Source organism: Streptomyces sp. NPDC030991 (assembly GCF_055571235.1).
Window position 1 is genome coordinate 1 of record NZ_JBVIFR010000047.1, and the last position, 18,794, is coordinate 18,794.

The 18,794-nt window shown below is 72.6% G+C and carries 17 protein-coding genes; 3 read left to right on the forward strand and 14 right to left on the reverse strand.

The genetic code is table 11. The annotated features are described in order from the left end of the window. Window positions 1–216 precede the first annotated feature (216 nt). Window positions 217–3,291, forward strand: a complete 3,075-nt coding sequence (locus ACZ45E_RS39440) for an NPCBM/NEW2 domain-containing protein (protein WP_468231296.1) — start codon at window positions 217–219, stop codon at window positions 3,289–3,291. 77 nt (window positions 3,292–3,368) lie between these two features. Here ACZ45E_RS39440 and ACZ45E_RS39445 read toward each other — a convergent pair whose 3' ends face one another. The 13 genes from ACZ45E_RS39445 to ACZ45E_RS39505 all read right to left on the reverse strand — a co-directional run bounded on the left by ACZ45E_RS39445 (window position 3,369) and on the right by ACZ45E_RS39505 (window position 15,174). Continuing rightward, the gene (locus tag ACZ45E_RS39445; RefSeq protein ID WP_468231298.1) at window positions 3,369–4,334 is read right to left on the reverse strand and encodes a PAC2 family protein; all 966 of its coding nucleotides are present in this window, start codon (window positions 4,332–4,334) and stop codon (window positions 3,369–3,371) included. A gap of 145 nt (window positions 4,335–4,479) precedes the next feature. Beyond that, window positions 4,480–5,151 carry a FadR/GntR family transcriptional regulator gene (locus tag ACZ45E_RS39450; protein ID WP_468231301.1) on the reverse strand — a complete coding sequence of 224 codons (672 nt, stop codon included), beginning with the start codon at window positions 5,149–5,151 and terminating at the stop codon, window positions 4,480–4,482. A 127-nt stretch (window positions 5,152–5,278) separates the two neighbouring features. Next, window positions 5,279–6,280, reverse strand: coding sequence for a Rieske 2Fe-2S domain-containing protein (locus tag ACZ45E_RS39455; protein WP_468231302.1), 1,002 nt, complete (start codon window positions 6,278–6,280; stop codon window positions 5,279–5,281). Between the two features lie 5 nt (window positions 6,281–6,285). Continuing rightward, complete coding sequence (locus ACZ45E_RS39460) at window positions 6,286–6,522, reverse strand: recombinase-like helix-turn-helix domain-containing protein (protein WP_468231305.1); 237 nt, start codon at window positions 6,520–6,522, stop codon at window positions 6,286–6,288. Window positions 6,523–6,544: 22 nt separating this feature from the next. Then, window positions 6,545–7,489, reverse strand: a complete 945-nt coding sequence (locus ACZ45E_RS39465; RefSeq protein WP_468231307.1) for a PDR/VanB family oxidoreductase — start codon at window positions 7,487–7,489, stop codon at window positions 6,545–6,547. 12 nt (window positions 7,490–7,501) lie between these two features. Then, entirely contained in the window at window positions 7,502–9,127 is a 1,626-nt protein-coding gene (locus ACZ45E_RS39470; protein WP_468231309.1) for a thiamine pyrophosphate-binding protein, read from the reverse strand. Window positions 9,128–9,136: 9 nt separating this feature from the next. After that, window positions 9,137–9,913, reverse strand: coding sequence for an SDR family oxidoreductase (locus ACZ45E_RS39475; RefSeq protein WP_468231312.1), 777 nt, complete (start codon window positions 9,911–9,913; stop codon window positions 9,137–9,139). Window positions 9,914–9,932: 19 nt separating this feature from the next. After that, the gene (locus ACZ45E_RS39480; RefSeq protein ID WP_468231315.1) at window positions 9,933–10,673 is read right to left on the reverse strand and encodes an SDR family oxidoreductase; all 741 of its coding nucleotides are present in this window, start codon (window positions 10,671–10,673) and stop codon (window positions 9,933–9,935) included. After that, the gene (locus ACZ45E_RS39485) at window positions 10,666–11,187 is read right to left on the reverse strand and encodes a cupin domain-containing protein (RefSeq protein ID WP_468231317.1); all 522 of its coding nucleotides are present in this window, start codon (window positions 11,185–11,187) and stop codon (window positions 10,666–10,668) included. Before ACZ45E_RS39485 ends, ACZ45E_RS39480 begins: the two co-directional genes overlap by 8 nt. A gap of 14 nt (window positions 11,188–11,201) precedes the next feature. After that, window positions 11,202–11,972, reverse strand: coding sequence for an alpha/beta fold hydrolase (locus ACZ45E_RS39490; RefSeq protein WP_468231320.1), 771 nt, complete (start codon window positions 11,970–11,972; stop codon window positions 11,202–11,204). Continuing rightward, the gene (locus ACZ45E_RS39495; RefSeq protein ID WP_468231322.1) at window positions 11,969–12,766 is read right to left on the reverse strand and encodes an aspartate dehydrogenase domain-containing protein; all 798 of its coding nucleotides are present in this window, start codon (window positions 12,764–12,766) and stop codon (window positions 11,969–11,971) included. The genes ACZ45E_RS39490 and ACZ45E_RS39495 overlap by 4 nt, the downstream gene beginning before the upstream one ends. Then, window positions 12,763–13,668 carry a VOC family protein gene (locus ACZ45E_RS39500; protein WP_468231324.1) on the reverse strand — a complete coding sequence of 302 codons (906 nt, stop codon included), beginning with the start codon at window positions 13,666–13,668 and terminating at the stop codon, window positions 12,763–12,765. Before ACZ45E_RS39500 ends, ACZ45E_RS39495 begins: the two co-directional genes overlap by 4 nt. 21 nt (window positions 13,669–13,689) lie before the next feature. After that, window positions 13,690–15,174 carry an aldehyde dehydrogenase gene (locus tag ACZ45E_RS39505; protein WP_468231326.1) on the reverse strand — a complete coding sequence of 495 codons (1,485 nt, stop codon included), beginning with the start codon at window positions 15,172–15,174 and terminating at the stop codon, window positions 13,690–13,692. Between the two features lie 265 nt (window positions 15,175–15,439). Here ACZ45E_RS39505 and ACZ45E_RS39510 point away from each other — a divergent pair, with 265 nt between their 5' ends. Both ACZ45E_RS39510 and ACZ45E_RS39515 read left to right on the forward strand, forming a co-directional pair. Further along, a complete protein-coding gene (locus tag ACZ45E_RS39510) occupies window positions 15,440–16,804 on the forward strand; it encodes an MFS transporter (protein ID WP_468231329.1) in 1,365 nt (454 codons plus the stop codon). A gap of 174 nt (window positions 16,805–16,978) precedes the next feature. Then, complete coding sequence (locus tag ACZ45E_RS39515) at window positions 16,979–17,512, forward strand: MarR family winged helix-turn-helix transcriptional regulator (RefSeq protein ID WP_468231332.1); 534 nt, start codon at window positions 16,979–16,981, stop codon at window positions 17,510–17,512. Between the two features lie 6 nt (window positions 17,513–17,518). Here the strand turns inward: ACZ45E_RS39515 and ACZ45E_RS39520 are convergent, their stop codons facing one another. Further along, window positions 17,519–18,577, reverse strand: coding sequence for an LLM class flavin-dependent oxidoreductase (locus tag ACZ45E_RS39520; RefSeq protein WP_468231334.1), 1,059 nt, complete (start codon window positions 18,575–18,577; stop codon window positions 17,519–17,521). Between the last annotated feature and the right edge of the window lie 217 nt (window positions 18,578–18,794).

The window sequence follows — 18,794 nt, forward strand, 5'->3', positions numbered from 1 at the left end:
GTCGCAATCCACACCGAACCCGGAAGGCCCTCACCCGTTCAAGATCCCTCAGCCGAGACCTGCATCACCCGTCCACAACCTCCCGCGGCATTACATCTAGAGCCCGTTCCCTCCGTTCGTCAGCGGCCTCCCCGGGGTGTTCCCGGGGAGGCCGCTTTTTGCGCGGCCGTACCCGGCCCTCTATGCGCGTGCTCGTTTCTGCGCTAAACACTGCTCATGCAATCAGCATCGAGCACGCGCAGCCGTCTCAGATCGGTGATCGTCGTCGCGCTGGTCGGCCTCGCCGCCGCTTTCGCCGGGCCAGGACAGGCGCGGGCGGCGGACGAGACCGGCACGGTCGGCGAGGTCACCGGCTTCCATCCCGAGGGATCCCGCTACACGTTCGACGCGGGCGCCGCCGAGGCCCGGGTCAGCTTCGTGTCCAGCGAGACCTTCCGGATCGAACTGGCCCCGGACGGGAAGTTCACCGACCCGGCCGGCGGCGACATCGTCCTGCCGCAGGGCCGCCCGCCCGCCACCCGCTGGAAGGACAAGGGGGACCGGTACGAGCTGAGCAGCAGCAAGGTCACCCTGCGCGCCTACAAGTCCCCGCTGCGGTTCGCCCTGTACCGGCACGACGGCTCCCGGATCTGGGCCGAGAGCGCGCCGCTCAGCTGGACCGCCGACAGCACGACGCAGACCCTCGACCGCGGCGCCGACGAGCAGTACTACGGCGGCGGCATGCAGAACGGGCGCGGCAACACCTCCCTGCGCGGGCAGACCGTCGAGGCCGAGGTCGACTACGACTGGGACGACGGGGGCCACCCCAACTCCGTGCCCTTCTACCTCTCCTCGGCCGGCTACGGCGTCTTCCGCAACACCTTCGCGCCGGGCACCTACACCTTCGGCGAACCCGTCACCGCCGCCGCCAAGGAGCGCCGCTTCGACGCGTACTACTTCGCGGGCAGCGGCTCCGACAGCGCCAAGGACGTCATCGGGCAGTACACGGAGCTGACCGGCAAGCCCTTCCTGCCGCCGATCTACGGCCTGGAGGTCGGCGACGCGGACTGCTATCTGCACAACGCCAACCGCGGTGAGCGCCACACCCTGGACGCGCTGAACATCTCGGACCAGTACGTGAAGAACGACATGCCGCTCGGCTGGATGCTCGTCAACGACGGCTACGGCTGCGGGTACGAGAACCTCGCCGAGACGGCCAAGGGCCTCCAGGCGGACAAGACGCAGCTCGGCCTCTGGACCGAGGACGGCATCGACAAGATCGCCGACCAGGTGAAGGCGGGGCAGCGCGTCGCCAAGCTGGACGTCGCCTGGGTCGGCGACGGGTACAAGTTCGCGCTCGACGGCTGCAAGGCCGCCTACAAGGGCATCGAGGACAACAGCGACGCGCGGGGCTTCACCTGGGCCCCCGAGAGCTGGTCGGGCGCGCAGCGCTGCGGCGTCCAGTGGTCGGGCGACCAGTCCGGCTCCTGGGACTACATCCGCTGGCAGATACCGACGTACGCGGGCGCCACGATGTCCGGGCTCGCCTACACGACGGGCGACGTGGACGGCATCTTCGGGGGCAGCCCCAAGACGTACGTACGCGATCTGCAGTGGAAGTCGCTGCTGCCGGTGACCATGACGATGGACGGCTGGGCGGCCAGCGACAAACAGCCGTTCCGGCAGGGCGAGCCGTACACCTCCGTCAACCGCAAGTACCTCAAGCTGCACGAGTCGCTGCTGCCCTATCTGTACGCGTACGCGCACGAGGCCACCGAGACGGGCGTGGGGGCCGTGCGGCCGCTCGCGCTCGAGTACCCGGACGACCCGAAGGCCGCGACCGACGCCGCCAAGTACGAGTTCCTGACGGGCGAGGACTTCCTCGTCGCGCCGGTCTACAAGGACACCGCCGTACGCGACGGGATCTACCTGCCCAAGGGCACCTGGACCGACTACTGGACCGGCCGGGTCTACCAGGGGCCCACCACGATCGACGGGTACAGCGCCCCGCTCGACACGCTCCCGCTCTTCGTGAAGGGCGGCGCCACCGTGCCGATGTGGCCCGGCATCCGCTCCTACGCCGACCGCACCGCCGACTCCCCGCTGGCCTGGGACATCTACCCGCAGGGCACCTCCTCCTTCGAGTTGTACGAGGACGACGGCGTGACCCGCGCCCACCGCGGGGGCGCCTACGCGACCCAGCGCGCCGACGTCGACGCGCCGAAGAGCGGCGCGGGGGACGTGCGGGTGCGGATCGGGGCGAGCGAGGGCACGTTCAAGGGCAAGCAGAGTGCGCGGCCCTACGCCTTCACCGTGCACACCGCCGACGCGCCGAGCCACGTCCGGCTCGGCGGGAAGAACCTGCCCCGGGCCGCGTCCGAGGCCGCGTACGACAAGGCCGTCAGCGGCTGGTTCTACGACCGGGACGACCGGGGCGGCGTCGTGCTCGTGAAGACCGGGAAGCTGTCGACCCGGCGCGCCTTCACGCTCGACCTGCGTGACACCGCCGCCGTGGGCGGGGCCGTGCCGGGCGCCGCCGCCGCGGTGAGCGCACCGGCGGGCCAGGAGGTGGGCGCGGGCGTCGGCGGGAAGGTCGCCGTCGACGTCACCGCGGGCAGCAAGGACGCCACCGGCGTCTCCGTGTCGCTCGACGCGCCCGGCGGATGGCGGGCCGGTGCCGCCGTCACCGTCGACCGCGTGCCGGCCGGCACCACCCGGCGCGTCGAACTCGCCGTCACCCCGGCCGCGGACGCGACCCCGGGGGAGCAGGCGCTCACGGTGTCGGCCCGGTACCGCTCCGCCGGACAACAGCGCACCGCGCAGGGGAGGTTCGGGGTCTCCGTGATGCCGGAGCCGCCCACCGCCGACGCCTGGGCGAGCGATCTGGCGTGGCTGAACTCGGCCAACGGCTACGGGCCCGCCGAACGCGACCGCAGCAACGGCGAGTCCGGCGCCGCCGACGGACGCCCCCTCACCCTGGCCGGGAAGACGTACGAGAAGGGCATCGGCGTGCACGCCGACTCCGACATCGAGCTCTACCTCGGCGGGCAGTGCACCGAACTGACCGCCGACGTCGGCATCGACGACGAGATCAACGGGTACGGGGAGGTCGCCTTCTCCGTCGAGGCCGACGGCAAGGTGCTGTGGACCTCGCCGAAGGTGACCGGCGCCTCGGCGGCCGTGCCGGTGGACGTGGACGTGACCGGCGCACGCCACGTCCGCCTCAAGGTCACCGACACCAACGGGTCGAAGACCGGCGACCACGGGGACTGGGCCGCGGCCGAGTTCGTGTGCGGCGGCTCCGGTAGGTGACGCGGAACGGGCGGGCGTCCGTGGTACCGGTCACCCGGTACCACGGACGCCCGCCCGCTGCCGCGCCGCTCCACGCCCTACTCGTCGCCGTCGTCGCTCTCCGGGCGCGGCGGCTTCGGCGGGCGGGTCCGGCCGCTCGGATTGTCCCGCAGGTACGACGAACCGTCCCCGCCGTCCGTCGCGTGGCCGCTCGGCGGAGCCCCCGGATCACGGCGCCGCAGATACCGCTCGAACTCGCGGGCGATGGCCTCGCCGGTCGCCTCGGGCAGCTCCGCGGTGTCCCGCGCCTCCTCCAGGCTCTGCACGTACTCGGCGACCTCGCTGTCCTCCGCCGCCAGCTGGTCCACGCCCACCTGCCAGGCCCGCGCGTCCTCGGGCAGCTCGCCCAGCGGGATGCGCAGGTCGATCAGGTCCTCCAGGCGGTTGAGGAGCGCCAGCGTCGCCTTCGGGTTCGGCGGCTGCGACACGTAGTGCGGGACCGCCGCCCACAGGGAGACCGCGGGGACGCCCGCGTGCGTGCACGCCTCCTGGAGGATGCCGACGATGCCCGTCGGGCCCTCGTACTTCGTCTCCTCCAGGTCCATGCGCGTAGCGAGATCCGCGTCGGAGGTGACGCCGGACACCGGCACGGGGCGGGTGTGCGGGGTGTCGCCCAGCAGCGCGCCCAGGATGACGACCAGCTCGACGCCCAGCTCGTGCGCGAAGCCGAGGATCTCGTTGCAGAACGAGCGCCAGCGCATGGACGGCTCGATGCCCCGGACCAGGACCAGGTCGCGCGGCTTCTCGCCGCCGACGCGGACCACCGAGAGCCGGGTCGTCGGCCAGGTGACCTTGCGCACGCCGTCCTCCAGCCACACCGTGGGCCGGTTGACCTGGAAGTCGTAGTAGTCCTCGGCGTCCAGCGCCGCGAACACCTCGCCCTTCCACTCCTTGTCGAGATGCGCGACCGCGGTGGAGGCGGCGTCGCCGGCGTCGTTCCAGCCCTCGAACGCGGCCACCATGACCGGGTCGACCAGCTCGGGAACCCCCTCGAGCTCGATCACCCAGCGCCTCCTTCCGACGTGCCCTCGCGTACCTGCCCACCTTACGGCGTCCGAGGGATCCCTCCGCAGCCCCCCGCAGCCGGGCGGTCGGGAGGATCACTGCCCCGGGACGGACGATCGCACTCCACCCGGGCGGGCCCCGTGGTCACAGCGTCGAGCGCAGCCACTGCTCCACACTCGCGATGTGCACCGTCGCCCAGGACCTGGCCGCCTCCGCGTCGCCGTCGCGCAGCGCCGCGAGGATCGCCCGGTGCTCGTGCAGGGTGCGGCTGACCGCGTCCTCCTGGGTCAGGCCGCGCCAGATGCGGGCCCGGGTGGTCGGCCCCGAGAGGCCGTCGAGCAGGGAGCACAGCACCGAGTTGCCGGACGCCCCGACGATGCCGCGGTGGAAGTCGAGGTCCGCGGCGACCAGCTCCTCCACCGACGGCTCCGCGCCCAGCGCGTCCAGCTGCGCCGCGAGCCTGTCGAGCTGCTCCCCGCCGATGAGGGTGGCGGCCATCGCCGTCGCGGCGGGCTCCAGGATGCGGCGCACGGCGAGGAACTCCAGGACCGTGTCGTCGCGGTGGAAGTCGACGACGAAGCTCAGCGCCTCCAGCAGGAGCTGCGGGTCGAGGCTCGTGACGTACGTGCCGTCGCCCTGGCGCACGTCCAGAATGCGGATCAGCGACAGCGCGCGGACCGCTTCGCGCAGGGAGTTGCGGGACAGGCCCAGCTCCGCGGCGAGTTCGCTCTCCTTGGGGAGCCGGTCGCCGGGGCGCAGCGCGCCCGAGACGATCATGCCCTTGATCTTCTCGATGGCCTCGTCGGTGACGGCCATGGCAGCCCCCTCTGCTCGTCGCCGGAGGGCCGATACCTCCGATGTCCGGGACCATTATGTGGCCACGAGCTGTGGGGACCCCGCCCGGCCGGTCGGGGAAGGACGCCCGCTCAGCGCGGTCTCGGGCTCATGCGGTGGCCTGCTCCTCGGCGCCCGCGCGGTACAGGCGGCGCAGCCGGACCACCCCGAGGTCGTGCTGGTACAGGTTCTCGCGCTGGTCGGCGTCGGCCGGCATGGCCTCCAGCATGACCCGGTCCTGCTCCAGCACCTCCCAGTGGCGCTTCTCGATCAGCGTCTTGTAGAGGAAGCGCCAGCTGTCGCGCTGCCAGCCCTGGACCCTGCGGTAGCGCCAGAAGAAGACGGCGCAGCGCCCCGCGTCGACCGGCCGCACCATGCCGACGATCCCGAACGGGCCGCCGGGGCCCGCCGACGGCGGGTAGGGGATCGACAGGTCCACCCAGTCCACGCCCGTGCGGCACAGCTCGACCCAGTCGAAGTTGACGCCCCGCTGGTCGGTCTTCTCGAAGAAGTAGCCGCGGGCGGTCTCCCGGATGCGGAACTTCGCGGTGGTGTCACCGTCGAACATCGTGTGCGAGTCGTGGTGCAGGAACGCGCCGTGCATCGGGTCGAGCAGGTTCTCGACGGCGTAGCGCCACGGCACGTTCCACTCGGCATAGCAGAGGATCGCCTCGACGTCCGGGTCCGTGAGCGGCTCGGGCAGCGTCAACTCGACCGGTCCCGGCCGCTGTTCGGTGCCGAAGTAGGCGAGGACGGCACCGGAGACCTCGCGCACCGGGAGCGAGACGACGAGCTGCTTGCCCTCCAGGTTGCAGCCGGGCAGACCGGGCACGGACGAGACGGTGCCGTCCGTCTCGACCTCCACGCCGTGGTACCAGCAGGCCACCCGGTCGCCCAGGTGTTTGCCGAGGGAGAGCGGGGCGCCGCGGTGCGGACAGCGGTCGGCGAGCATGCTCAGGGTGCCGTCGGAGCGGCGGAACAGCAGCCATTGCTCACCGAGGACGGTGACCTTGCGCATCGCGCCGGGCGCGACGAACGAGGACGGGACGACCGGGTGCCACTGGCCGCGCAGGCCCGTCGCGTACAGGTGATCGGCGGTCGGGGTGGTCATGGCGCTCACGCTCCCAGTCGGTGGATCTCGGCGCGGAAGGTCTCCTCGGTCCACGGCGCGCCGTCGGGCGCGTGGACCTGGCGGGCGTTCAACCCGCGTACGACATCGGGAAGTTCATGGCCGTCCTTGGTGAAGACCTCTTCGAGGGTGGCGGCCAGCTTGTACTCGTAGGGGCTCGGCTCACGCGTACGGGACTGGTGGATGTCCAGGTACGGCCGGCCGGTCTCGGTGCTCGTGCTCATGCGGGTCTCCAAGGGGGTCGGGTCACAGGTCGAGGACGAGGCGGCCCGACGCGCGGCGCGAGACGCAGATCATCATCGAGGTGTTGGCGGCGCGCTCGGCGTCGGAGAGCAGGAAGTCGCGGTGGTCGGGGACGCCGTCGAGCACCCGCGTCTCGCAGGAGCCGCAGATGCCGTCGCGGCAGGAGCTGGCGACGTCGAGGCCCGCCTGTTCGGCCGCCGCCAGGATCGAGGTGCCGGCGCCGACGGTGAGGGTGAGCCCGGAGGTACGGCACTCGACCTCGAACGCGTCGTCCTGTGCGGCTCGTTCGACGACGGGCGCCGCGAACCGCTCGACCCGCAGTCGCTCCGCCGGGCACACCGCTTCGACGGCGGCGAGCAGCGGCTCGGGCCCGCAGCAGTAGACGAGCGCGCCGTCGGGGAGGTCCGCGAGCGCCGCGGCCAGGTCGATGTGGCCCAGCTCGTCCTGCGGTACCAGCGTCAACGAGCCGTCGAGCGCCGCGAGTTCGTCGGCGAACGCCATCGAGGCGCGGCTGCGGCCGCCGTACACCATCCGCCACGGGGTTCCGCGGCGTGCCGCCTCGCGGGCCATCGCGAGGATCGGGGTGACGCCGATGCCGCCCGCGACGAACACGTACGCGGGGGCGTCCTCCAGGGTGAAGTGGTTGCGGGGTTCGGAGACCGTGACCTGCTGGCCCGGCCGCAGGGCCGTGTGCACATGGCGTGAACCACCGCGTGAGGACGGCTCGTTGAGGACACCGATCCGGTACGTGCCCGTCGCCGCGGGGTCGCCGCACAGGCTGTACTGCCGGATCTGCCCGCCGACGTGGACGTCGACATGGGCGCCGGGCGTCCAGGCGGGCAACGGTTTGCCGTCGGGGTGGGTGAGCTCGACGGACAGGACGCCGTCGGCCTCCCAGGTCATGCGCCGGACGAGCAGGGACAGTCGGCGCTCTTCGGTCGTCGTCATGGCACGGCCTCCCTACGCGGTGGGGATCTTCACGGGTGGGGTGAACGGGTTCTTCATCGGTCCGAGCGCCGCCAGGTCCACCTCGACGAGGACCGGGCCGTCCGAGGCGACCGCCTCCTCGATCAACGGCCGGGCCTGCTCGGCGTCCGCGATCCGCAGGTACGGCAACCGGCAGGCGCGGGCGAGGAGTTCGAAGTCGGGCGTGGTCAGGTCGACGCCGGAGCGGCGCTCGCCGTAGCGGTCCTGCATGTTGCGCAGCACGCCGTAGCCGCCGTCGTTGAAGACGAGGAGGGTCAGCCGGGGCCGTTCCTGGGCGAGGGTGAGCAGCTCGCCCAGATGCACGGCGAGGCCGCCGTCACCGGCGATGACCACGGTGGGCCGCCCGGGCGCGGCGAGCGCGGCGCCGATGCCCATGCCGAGGCCCTGGCCGATGCCGCCGCCGCGCGGGAAGACGTTGGTCCGCGGGTCGTACATCTCCAGGAGCCGGTTGCCCCAGCTGCTGGAGGCGATGGTGACATCCCGTGCGACGACGGCGTCCCGGGGCAGCGCGGCGCGCAGCGCGTCGCAGATCGCGGCCTGCGGGCCGATGGAGTCGTGCAGCGCGGCGCGGACGTCGCCGCGGACCCGCTCGACGCGCCGCGTCCACTCCGGGTCGGCCCGACGGGCGTGCGGGAGCAGGGCGGTGAGCACGTCGGCGGCGTCGCCGTGCAGGGCGTGCGCGGCCGGGTAGACGCGGCCGAGCGCCGCCGCGTCGACGTCGATCTGGATGTGGGCCGCGGGCAGGACGAGCCCGTAGTCCGCCGTCTCGTTGGACCGGAAGTGCGTGCCGACGCTCACGAGGATGTCCGCGTCGGCGAGCAGGGCACGGGCCGCCGGGGCCGTCGCGAAGTTGCCGACGACCCGCGGGTGGTCCTCGGGGACGGCGCCGCGCCCCGAGTTGGAGGTGAGGAGCCCGGCGCCGGTCGCCTCGACGAGCGCGGCGAGTTCGGCACCGGCCCGGACGGCCCCGCCGCCGGCCCAGATCAGGGGGCGTCGGGCGGTCGCCAACAGCTCCGCGGCGGCGCGTAGCCGAGCGGCCCCGGGCGCCGGGCGCTTCGCCTCCGGTGCCTCCTCATGGACATCGCTCTGGGCCGCGTACTGGAGGTCGACGGGCCATTCGACGCTGGCCGGGCCGCCGGGCGAGGCGAGCGCCGCGCGGGCCGCCTCCCGCAGCACCCGGCCCGCGTCCTCGGCACAGAGCACCGTGGCGGCGTACGCGGAGACGGCCCGCAACATGCCGAGCTGGTCCTTCGTCTCATGGATGAACCCGCGCCCGCTGCCCAGGAACCCGCTCTCGACCTGCCCGGTGACGTGCAGCACGGACGTGCCGGAGGCCAGCGCCTCGACGAGCGAGCCGGCCGCGTTGCCCGCGCCGGTGCCGGTCGAGGTCAGCGCGCAGCCGATGCCGCCGCGGGCCCGCCCGTAGGCGTCGGCGGCGTTCACCGCGCTCGCCTCGTGCCGCACCGGTACGAAGCGCAGTTCGCGGTCGACCGCCTCGACCAGCGGCAGATTGTGCACGGAGACGATCCCGAAGACCGTGTCGATGCCCAGTTCCCTCAGGACAGCGACGAGGAGGTCGCCCCCATTGGCGTATCGCATGCGCACTCCTCAGAGAATGCCGCGGCCGACTCCGCCGCAGACGTCGATGCTGGTTCCGGTGATGTACGAGGCCCGCGGCGCGAGCAGGGTGAGGACCGCGTAGGCGACCTCCTCGGCCCGGCCGAGCCGGCCGAGGGCGATGCCCCGGTCGGCGGCCAGCTCCGCCTGCCAGTCCGTGTAGGCGAGGCCGGTGCCGGCGGCGGCGTGGCGGCGCGTCCACTGCCCGGTGTCGATGAGCCCGAGGCAGACGGAGTTGACCCGGATGCCGTCCGAGGCCAGCTCCGTCGCGAGGGACTTGGAGAGGTTGAGGATGCCCGCGCGGGCCGCGCTCGTCGTGATGAGGCGCGGCTCGGGCTGCTTGGCGAGGACGGCGTTGACATTGACGACGGCCGCCGCGTCGGACGCCCGCAGCAGGTCACGGGCGGCCTGCAAGGGGTTCAGCACGCCCGCGAACTTCAGCTCCAGCTCGTCCCGCCAGTCGTCCGGCGTCGTCTCGTCCAGGCGCTTCATGCGGGACTGCCCGGCGTTGTTGACCAGCCCGTCGAGGCGCCCGCCGAACGCGTCGGCGCCGGCCCGCACGAAGTCCCGTACGGCATCGGCGTCCCGGACGTCGCACGCGGCCGTGAACAGCCGCTCATGCGCGCCGATCCGCTCCAGGCGCCCGGTGTCGCGCCCGCACGTGGCGACATTGGCGCCCTCGTCGAGCAGGGCGCGGACCGTGGCCAGGCCGACGCCCGAGCTGCCGCCGGTGACCACGTAGGTCCGGTCGGCGAGGCCCAGATCCATAACTGGTGTGTCCTTTGCGTCAGTTCATCGTGAAGCCGCCGTTGACGGCGATCACTTGTCCGGTGAGGTAGCGGGACTCCTCGGAGAGGAGGAAGGCGGCGAGGCCGACCAGGTCGTCGGGGCGCTGCGCGCGGGGGATCGCCCGGTTCGCGGCGTAGAGCCCGTGCCGTTCGGCGGGCACCGTCTCCGTCGCCTCGCACTCGGTCAGCCCGGGGGCGAGGGCGTTCACGGTGATGCCGCGCGCGCCCAGCTCCCGCGCCATGGCCCGGGTGAGGGCGATGACGGCGCCCTTGGACGCGATGTAGTGGGCGAGGCGCGGGGAGCCGTACAGCGCCGCGTCGGAGGCGACGTTCACGATGCGGCCCGTGAACCCGAACAGCGGGTGCAGCGCCTTCGCCACGAGCCACGGACCGCGCGCGTTCACCGTCATCAGGCGGTCCCAGGCCGCGATGTCGATGTCCTGGAACTCCTTGCCGCCGACGCCGTTGGCGAGCGCGGCGTTGTTGACCAGGCCGTACAGCCCGCCCAGCTCGCGTACGGCGTCGGCGAGCGCGGCGACCGAGTCCGGGTCCGCGACGTCGCACCGTACGAAGTGCGCGTCGACCCCCTCGGTACGCAACGCGTCCGCCGCCCGCGCCCCCCGCTCGGCGTCCACCTCGGCGACGACGACCCGGAAGCCGTCGGCGCCCGCCCGGCGGGCCATGGCAAGACCCAGGCCACGGCCCGCCCCGGTCACGACGACCAGGGGTGCGTCAGTCACGGGTGACACCGTGCATCGGCGAGTACGCGGGGTAGGACGGGACCTGCGGCTTCTGCGTGCCGATGACCACGCAGAACAGGGCGTCGGTGTCGCCCTCGTTCTTCAGGGAGCGGGTCACCCCGGCCGGCACCACGATCATGTCGCGGTAGCCGAGCGTGCGGTACTCGGCCTCGTCCGGGCCGCGGTGGATGCCCACCCGGACCTGGCCCTCCAGGACGAAGAACGCCTCCTCCACGTCGTGGTGGGTGTGGGCCGGGCCCTCGGCGCCGGGCGGCAGCAGCATGTTGGAGAAGGTGAAGCCGCCGGACGGGAGGATCCGCCGGTCGCCCTCGTGGTTGCCGGTGGCGCCGGAGCCGACGTAACGGATCTGGCCGCGGCGGTACTGCGGGCCCGCCTTCTCCTGGAAGGAGAGCGTGTCGAAGTCGGCGACGCGCGAGTCCTTCGAGGCGATCAGCGAGTCGGTGTACGCGCCGAGGTTGCCGCCGTTGTCGTACGCGGTGGTGGTCAGAGGCATGATGGGGGCCTTTCTCAACGGGTGACGATGTGCAGGTGGGACAGGACCCAGGCGTTGAACCGCGCGGGCTGTTCCTGGTTGGCCAGGTGACCGGCGTCCTTGACGATCACGAAGGCGGTCTTGTGCAGGCCCCCGGCGAGGACCTGGGAGGCCTCGACGCCGGTGACCGTGTCGCGGTCGCCGCACACGACGAGCGCGGGAGCGGCGACGGCGGACAGTTCGGGGCGCAGGTCGGCGCCGGCCATGGCCTCGGCGGCGTACCCGTAGCCGGGCAGCCGCACCGCGCCGGCCATGGTGTCGACGACCCGCTGGACGAGGGCGGCGGGGGCGAGGTCCGAGACGAGGCGAGGGCCGCGTTTCTCGGCGAAGGCGCGGGGCCCGAGCGCCGCCAGTTCCTCGGCGCGCGCCCGCATCCCGGCCGCCTTCGCCGCGTCCGTGCCGGACCCGGCGCTGGAGTCGGCGAGCACGAGCGATGCCACGAGCTCCGGGTGGCGGGTGGCGAGCCGCACCGCGATCACCCCGCCCCAGGAGACGCCGAGCACATGCGCCGAGGACCCGTAGGAGCGGATCACGTCGGCTGCCGCGTCGGCGAAGCCGTCGAGGTCCAACGGGTTCGCCGGATCGGGGGACTTGCCGTAGCCGGGGGCGTCCCAGGCGACGACTCGGCAGTGCTCCGCGAGGGCGTCGAGCTGCGGGGCGAACGCCGCCGACGACGAGCCGATGCCGTGCAGGCACAGCAGCAGCGGCCCGCCCGAGCCGGCCTCCTCGACATGGACGGCGGTCACAGGATCTGCCCCGACCGGCCGGCCAGCGCGGCGAGCGAGCGCAGCACCGCGTACGGCACGACCTGGCTGGTCGCCGGGTTGGCGGGGTCGGGCAGGTGCGCCACCTCGAAGCGGTACGCGCCGTGCGGTCCGGACGCCTCGATCACATGCCGGGTCCGGGTCGCCGCCGGGTCCGCGACGACCCGGACCCGCACAGCGTCCAGGTCGCCGACGGCGAGGGCGACCGAGGCCGCGACGTTCGTCGACTTCGGGAACTTCACGGGCACGTCCCGCGCGGTGCCGGACATGACCTCGACGGGGCCGGACGCCGCACGCATCCGGGCGAGCAACTCCGCGTCCATCCAGGGCTGTTCGAGGGTCGACGGCAGTTTCGTCGTCGTCAGGCTCACCTCGTCCAGCGGGCCGAAGGAGCGGACGGCCTGGAGCAGGTCGAGGCCGCCGACCGCGCCGCCGGTGAAGTAGACCCGGCCGGGTCCGGCGGCGAGCAGCCGCTTGGCCAGCTCGTCGTCGGTGAGGGCCCCGGTCGAGGCCACCAGCAGATCGGTGCCGGCGGTGAGGACGCGCTCGCCCCACTCCCGTACGACACCCTGACCGGCCGCCTCCACGATCAGATCGCAGCGCTCGATGGCCTCCTCGAAGGAGACCTGCGGCGCGGGCGCCGCGTCGCCGAGCGGGCGGTTGTCGACGAGGGCCGTCAACTCGGCCCCTTGTACGCCCTGTTCGGCCAGGACCGTGCCGACCACGCGCCCGATGGCGCCCCAGCCGACCAGGCCCACTTTCAGCGTGCCGCTCATGCGCGGACTCCTTCCGGCGAACCGGCCATGTGACAGCGGATCTCCTTCGACGGGGCGCCCGCCGTGCCCCACAGGTCGGAGAGTTCGGGGACGCGCCGCCACACCTTGGCGATCCATCGGTCCTCGACGACCTGCGCGACCTCGGACGTGTACTCGCAGACGAGCCCGGTCGGGTCGGTGAAGTAGGAGAAGGTGTTGTTGCCCGGCCCGTGCCGCCCCGGGCCCCACTTCGGGACGATCCCGTGGTGCCGCAGACGGCCGAGACCCCGCATGAAGTGGTCGACCGAACTCATCTCGTACGCCACGTGGTTGAGGGAGACCCACTCGGCCTGGTTGAACGCGACGCAGTGGTGGTCGGCGTTGCAGCGCAGGAACGCCATCTGGTGCTCGGACCAGTCGGAGACGCGCAGGCCGAGCACGTCGCGGTAGAAGGCGACCGCGGCGTCGATGTCGGGCGTGTTGAGGACGGTGTGCGTGACGCCGACCGGCACCGCCTCCTCGCGCCCGCGCGGGCGGACGGCCCAGGTGTCCGCGGAGAGTTCGACGAGCCGGCCCTCGTGGTCGTGGAAGCGCAACCCGTACCCGCCGCCGACCTGGTCGAGCGGGCCGGGCCCGGCGACCGCCGCGATGCCGCGCGCCTCGAGCCGCCGCGCCGCCTCGTCGATCTCGGCGGGGGTGGCGACCGCGAAGACGAGCCGGCCGAGGCCGGTCCGCTCGGAGCGGGTCAGTTGCAGGGCGTGGTGCTCGTCGCCGGTGCCGCGCAGCCAGCTCGCGCTGTGCTCGGCCTCGACGACCTCCAGGCCCCACGCGTCCTCGTAGAAGTCGGTGGCCTCGGCGAAGGAGGGGGTGAGCAGCTCGACGGAGCGCAGGGCGCGCAGCCGGGCTATCGGGGGGTGCGACATCGGACTCTCCGGGGGACGTGGTCAGTTGGCCCAGGGCAGCGGGGACTCGGAAGTGCCCCAGTACAGGGACTTCTGGCGTTGGTAGGCGCGGATGGCGTCACGTCCCTTCTCCGTGCCGAGGCCGCTCTCCTTCACCCCGCTGAACGGGGTGGACGCGCTGAACTGCTTGTACGTGTTGATCCACACGGTGCCCGCGTCGATCCGGCGGGCCAGGCGCCAGGCCGCGCGGTGGTCGCGGGTCCAGATCCCGCAGGCCAGGCCGTACACGGAGTCGTTGGCCTGGCGGACCAGGTCGTCCTCGTCGTCGTAGGCCAGCGCGACCAGGACCGGGCCGAAGATCTCCTCCTGGCAGGTGCGCGAGGTGTTCGGCAGGCCGGTGAGAACGGTGGGCAGGTAGTACGCGCCGTCCTCGTACCCGGGGCCCTCGGGCGCCGCGCCGCCGCAGAGCACCTCGGCGCCCTCGGAGCGGGCCAGGTCCACGTAGGCCGCGACCGAGTCCCGGTGCGCGGGGTGCACCAGCGGGCCCACCTGGGTGCCGGGAGCGGTTCCGGCGCCGACGCGCAACTTCCGTACGCGGGTCACCAGTTCGCCCAGGAACGTGTCGTGGATCTCGCGGGCCAGGAAGAGCCGTGAGCCGGCGATGCAGGACTGCCCGCTGGAGGAGAAGATCCCGAACATGACCCCGGCCAGGGCCTGTTCGAGGTCGGCGTCGGCCCGCACGATCGTCGGGGACTTGCCGCCCAGCTCCAGCGAGGCCGGGATGAGCTTCTCCCCGGCGATCGCCGCGATGGACCGGCCGGTCTCCGTGCCACCGGTGAAGCCGATCCGGCCGACCAGCGGGTGGCGCACCACGGCGTCACCGACCACCCGGCCGCTGCCCGGCAGCACCGACAACAGGGCCGTGGGCAGGCCCAGTTCGGTCAGTGCGCGGGTGATGAGGCGGCCCAGCGCGAGGGAGACGAGGGGCGTCCAGGCGGCGGGTTTGAGGAGGACCGCGTTGCCCGCCGCCAGGGCCGGGGCGATCTTCTGGGCGTCGCTGGCGACCGGCGAGTTCCACGGGTTGATCGCGCCGACGACGCCGATCGGCTCGTGCACGCTCATCGTGACGTACGCGCCGCGCGAGGGGGTGAGGGCCTCCTCCGCGGTCTCCAGGGCGGCCGCCGTGTAACGGAACGTGCCGGCCGCGCTGAGCGCGAGCGCCTTCGTCTCGGCGAGGGTCTTGCCGGTGTCCGCGGTCTGCGTGGCGGCCAGCTCGTCGGCCGCCTCCTCCGTCAACTCCGCGATGCGGTACAGGAGTCGGGCCCGCTGGTGGGGGAGGAGTTCACGCCAGGCCGGGTCGGCCGCGGCCCGGGCCGCGGCTCGCGCCGCCTCGTCGACCTCGTCGGCGCTGGCCGAGTGCACGGTGGCCAGCACCTGCCCGGTGGCCGGGTCGATGGTGTCGAGGGGTTCGCCGCCACCGCGCCGCCATCGGCCGGCGACGAGGATCTCGGTGAGGGGGTGGGGCACGGCGAACCTCCGGGGCGGACGGCACAGGACGACACAGGGCGGCGCAGGGCGGTGCGGGGCGGCACAGGACGGTGCGGGATGGCATGGCCAGGTCGGGAAATCGCTGAAGTGCTAGAAATCTAAGCGCTTAAATGTTTCTCCGCAAGACCCCTCGGGGCCTGAGCTGTCTCTCAAATAGCTAAGCGCCTAACCATTGACCACTTAGGTGTCGCCTCCTACTGTCGGCGGAACTCCTCTGTTCGCGTGTTCGCGGAAGGACCCCTCCATGACGACTGTGGCCGGTAAACAGAGCCTCGGCTCGATCGCAGCCAGGCTCGAACGGCTGCCGCACTCCCGCTGGCACGTCAAGGTCCGATTCCTGATCGGCGCCGTGACCTTCTTCGAGGCCTTCGACCAACTCCTCGCCGCCTCCGCGCTGCCCGTCCTGACGAAGGAGTGGAACCTCACCACGGGGCAGGCCACCTTCGCGGTCACCACCGGCTCCGTCGGCATGCTGTTCGGCGCCCTGCTGGCCGGCTGGCTCGGGGACCGGATCGGCCGGGTGCGGACCGTCGCCCTCGGCGTGGCCACCACCGGCGTGGCGAGCCTGGCCGTCGCCCTGGCGGGCGGCATCGAAGTCTTCTCGCTCTTCCGGTTCGTGCAGGGCCTCGGCATCGGCGGCGTCGTCCCCGTCGCCGCCACGTACATCAACGAGATCGCCCGCTCCGACAAGCGCGGCCGCTTCGTCCTGCTCTACGAGATGATCTTCCCGGCGGGGCTCGCCGCGGCCAGCCTCGTCGCCGTGTGGGTCGTGCCGAACCTCGGCTGGCGTGCGATGTTCGTGATCGGCGCCCTGCCCGTCCTGGTCGCCGTCATGCTGCCCCGGCACGTCGCCGAATCGCCCCGCTGGCTGCTCTCCCGGGGCCGGACCGAGGAGGCCGAGCGGGTCATCGCCCGGATCGAGGCGGAAGTCGAGAAGGCGATCGGCGAACCCCTGCCCCGGCCCTCCGGCGCGCCCGCGGAAGAGGTGCGGCGGGGACGGCTCCGCGACCTGTTCACCGGCCGCTACCTGCGCCGCACCACGGTGCTCTCGGCCCTGTGGTTCGTCGCGTACTACGTCAATCACGGCATCTCGACCTGGCTGCCGTCGCTCTACACCAAGAACTTCGGGCTCGACCTGACCACCGCGCTCGTCTACACCCTGCTGAGCAACATCACCGGCCTGCTCGGCACCTTCGCCATCGCGCTCGTCATCGACCGCATCGGCCGGCGCCCCGCCCTGGTCGCCGCGCTCGGCGGCACGGCGCTGGCCCTCGGCACCCTGGCTCTCACCGGGGTCACCTCGGGGCTCCAGGTCGCCGTCTTCGCCTCCTGCACGACCTTCTTCGTCTACGCCATCAACGCGGGCCTCTACCTCTACTCCCCGGAGCTCTACCCGACCTCGAACCGGGCCAGGGGCGCGGCGTTCGGCGGCTTGTGGAACCGGCTCGGGGTGATCCTCGGCCCCATCACGGTCGGCGCGATCCTCGGCTCGGGCGGCAGCCTCGGCCTCGTCTTCCTGCAACTGGCCTGCGTGGCGGGCGCCGGCGCCGTGATCGCGCTGTTCGCCGTGGAGACCAAGGGGCGGACGCTGGAGGAGCTCAACGCCTGAGGTCCTTCCGGTGGACCGGCGCGGGCCGCGTCCGGCGGCGGGTCCTTCCACGCAAGGCCGCCGCCCCGGCCGCCGCGGGCACCGAGAACCCGCCCGCCCGGTATCGTTTCAGGGGTAGAATTCTCAGGGGCGTACGATTTCACGCCCACCGGGGAAACGGTGCGAGGGGCGGGAATGGCCGAGCGGAGAGCGACACGGCAGGACGCCGTGACACAGATCGTGGCGGACTGGGCGCGGGAGCGGCCCGAGCTCGACACCGCCCCGCTGGAAGTGCTGGCCCGCCTGCACCGGTCGTTCCTGCGGTACAACACCAGGCTCAACGCCTCGATCGAGCGGCACGGTCTGTCCGTCGCCGGGTTCGACGTGCTGACGGCGCTGCGCCGCGCGGGGCAGCCGTACCAGCTCACCGCGGGACAGCTCGCCGACTCGGGGCTCGTCTCCTCGGCCGGCGTCACCCTGCGCATGGACCGCCTGGAGAAGGACGGCCTGATCGTGCGCGAGCGCGACGCCGACGACCGGCGCGTCGTCTACTCCCGGCTCACCGCCGAGGGGCTCGCCAAGGTCGACGAGGTCTTCACCGAGCACCTGGACAACGAGCGCCGGATGCTCGCCGGGCTCTCCCCGTCCGAGCGCCGCCAACTCGCGCGCCTGCTCGGCAAGTTGGAGCGCTCCATCGTCGACTCGGACGAGCTCGACGAGCAGGGCTGAGCAGGCTCACTCCCACAGCCGGCTCGGGGCCTGGGCGCGTACGACGGGCGCGATCTCCTCGGCGAACCGTTGCAGCGTCTCGATCTGCTCGCTCGTCCCCTGCCCGAAGGTGTCCACCGTGACCGACTGCAGATCGTGCCGGTACACCTCGTGGTACCCGAGGATCTTGTCGATGATCTGCTGCGGCGAGCCGATGAGCTGGGGCCCGTCCGCGATGGCGTCCTCGATCAGGCGGAACGGCGTGTTGTAACCCGCCTTGCCGGCCAGGTGCGGCTTGAAGGTCTGGGCGACCTTGGCCTCGTACAGCTCCTTGTAGCGCGCGACGGCCTGCTCGTGCGTGTCCGCGATGAGCAGCCCGCCCGAGCCCGCCGCCACATGCGCCCGCGCCGGATCGTGGCCGTACGCCTCGAACCGTTCGCGGTAGTGGTCGATCAGCTTCGCGTACGCCGCTCGCGGCTGGATGGCGTTCGCGGTGAAGAGCGGATCGCCGTGCCGGGCCGCCAGTTCGGGGGAGTTGAGGGAGGTCGCCGAGCCGTGCCAGACGCGGGGGAGGCCCGCGTACGGGCGCGGCACCGTCGTCACCCCCTTCAGGGCGGGCCGGAACTCGCCCTCCCAGTCGACGCCCTCCTCGGTCCACAGCCGGCGCAGCAGCTCGTACTTCTCCCGCTGGAGATCCCACTGGCGCGCCTCGTCGAGGCCGAACAGCTCGAAGTGACCCGCCTCCGCGCCCTTGCCGATGACCAACTCGACACGACCGTGCGAGAGTTGATCGAGCGTCGCGTAGTCCTCCGCGACCCGCACCGGGTCGAGGATCGCGACGACCGTGACCCCGGTCAGCAGCTTGATCCGCGTTGTACGCGCCGCCAGCGCGCCGAGCACCACCGTCGGGCTCGACGACAGGAACGCGCCCGCGTGCCGCTCGCCGACCGCGTACGCGTCGTAACCCAGCCGCTCGGCCGCCACGCCGACGTCGACGACCTGCGTCAACCGGTCGGCGGCGGACGGCAGTTCGCCCGTCAGGGGGTGCGGGGCGTGACCGATGATGGACAGGACCTGGAACTTCATGGGCCCACTCTCGCGCCCGGACATTGCGGATGTATGTACACCGCATGGCAGTGCCCGAGGACGCGGAAGGGGGGGGTCCCCCCATGGGGGCCGCCCCCTCCCCTCCAACGTCCTCCCCCCCCCCTCTCCCCCCTTCCCCTTGTTTTCCGCTCTCCGCCCCCCCCTCCTTTCCCTGGTTGTCCCGCCCGTGCTCGCCCTGTCTCTGGAGGAGGCGTCG

What these genes read in the sequence shown, in the direction of transcription:
- ACZ45E_RS39475 (WP_468231312.1), bottom strand. Translation starts at nt 9,913, where the DNA reads ATGGATCTGGGCCTCGCCGACCGGACCTACGTGGTCACCGGCGGCAGC.
- ACZ45E_RS39520 (WP_468231334.1), bottom strand. Translation starts at nt 18,577, where the DNA reads ATGAAGTTCCAGGTCCTGTCCATCATCGGTCACGCCCCGCACCCCCTG.
- ACZ45E_RS39515 (WP_468231332.1), top strand. Translation starts at nt 16,979, where the DNA reads ATGGCCGAGCGGAGAGCGACACGGCAGGACGCCGTGACACAGATCGTG.
- ACZ45E_RS39465 (WP_468231307.1), bottom strand. Translation starts at nt 7,489, where the DNA reads ATGACGACGACCGAAGAGCGCCGACTGTCCCTGCTCGTCCGGCGCATG.
- ACZ45E_RS39495 (WP_468231322.1), bottom strand. Translation starts at nt 12,766, where the DNA reads ATGAGCGGCACGCTGAAAGTGGGCCTGGTCGGCTGGGGCGCCATCGGG.
- ACZ45E_RS39500 (WP_468231324.1), bottom strand. Translation starts at nt 13,668, where the DNA reads ATGTCGCACCCCCCGATAGCCCGGCTGCGCGCCCTGCGCTCCGTCGAG.
- ACZ45E_RS39440 (WP_468231296.1), top strand. Translation starts at nt 217, where the DNA reads ATGCAATCAGCATCGAGCACGCGCAGCCGTCTCAGATCGGTGATCGTC.
- ACZ45E_RS39460 (WP_468231305.1), bottom strand. Translation starts at nt 6,522, where the DNA reads ATGAGCACGAGCACCGAGACCGGCCGGCCGTACCTGGACATCCACCAG.
- ACZ45E_RS39450 (WP_468231301.1), bottom strand. Translation starts at nt 5,151, where the DNA reads ATGGCCGTCACCGACGAGGCCATCGAGAAGATCAAGGGCATGATCGTC.
- ACZ45E_RS39485 (WP_468231317.1), bottom strand. Translation starts at nt 11,187, where the DNA reads ATGCCTCTGACCACCACCGCGTACGACAACGGCGGCAACCTCGGCGCG.
- ACZ45E_RS39455 (WP_468231302.1), bottom strand. Translation starts at nt 6,280, where the DNA reads ATGACCACCCCGACCGCCGATCACCTGTACGCGACGGGCCTGCGCGGC.
- ACZ45E_RS39510 (WP_468231329.1), top strand. Translation starts at nt 15,440, where the DNA reads ATGACGACTGTGGCCGGTAAACAGAGCCTCGGCTCGATCGCAGCCAGG.
- ACZ45E_RS39470 (WP_468231309.1), bottom strand. Translation starts at nt 9,127, where the DNA reads ATGCGATACGCCAATGGGGGCGACCTCCTCGTCGCTGTCCTGAGGGAA.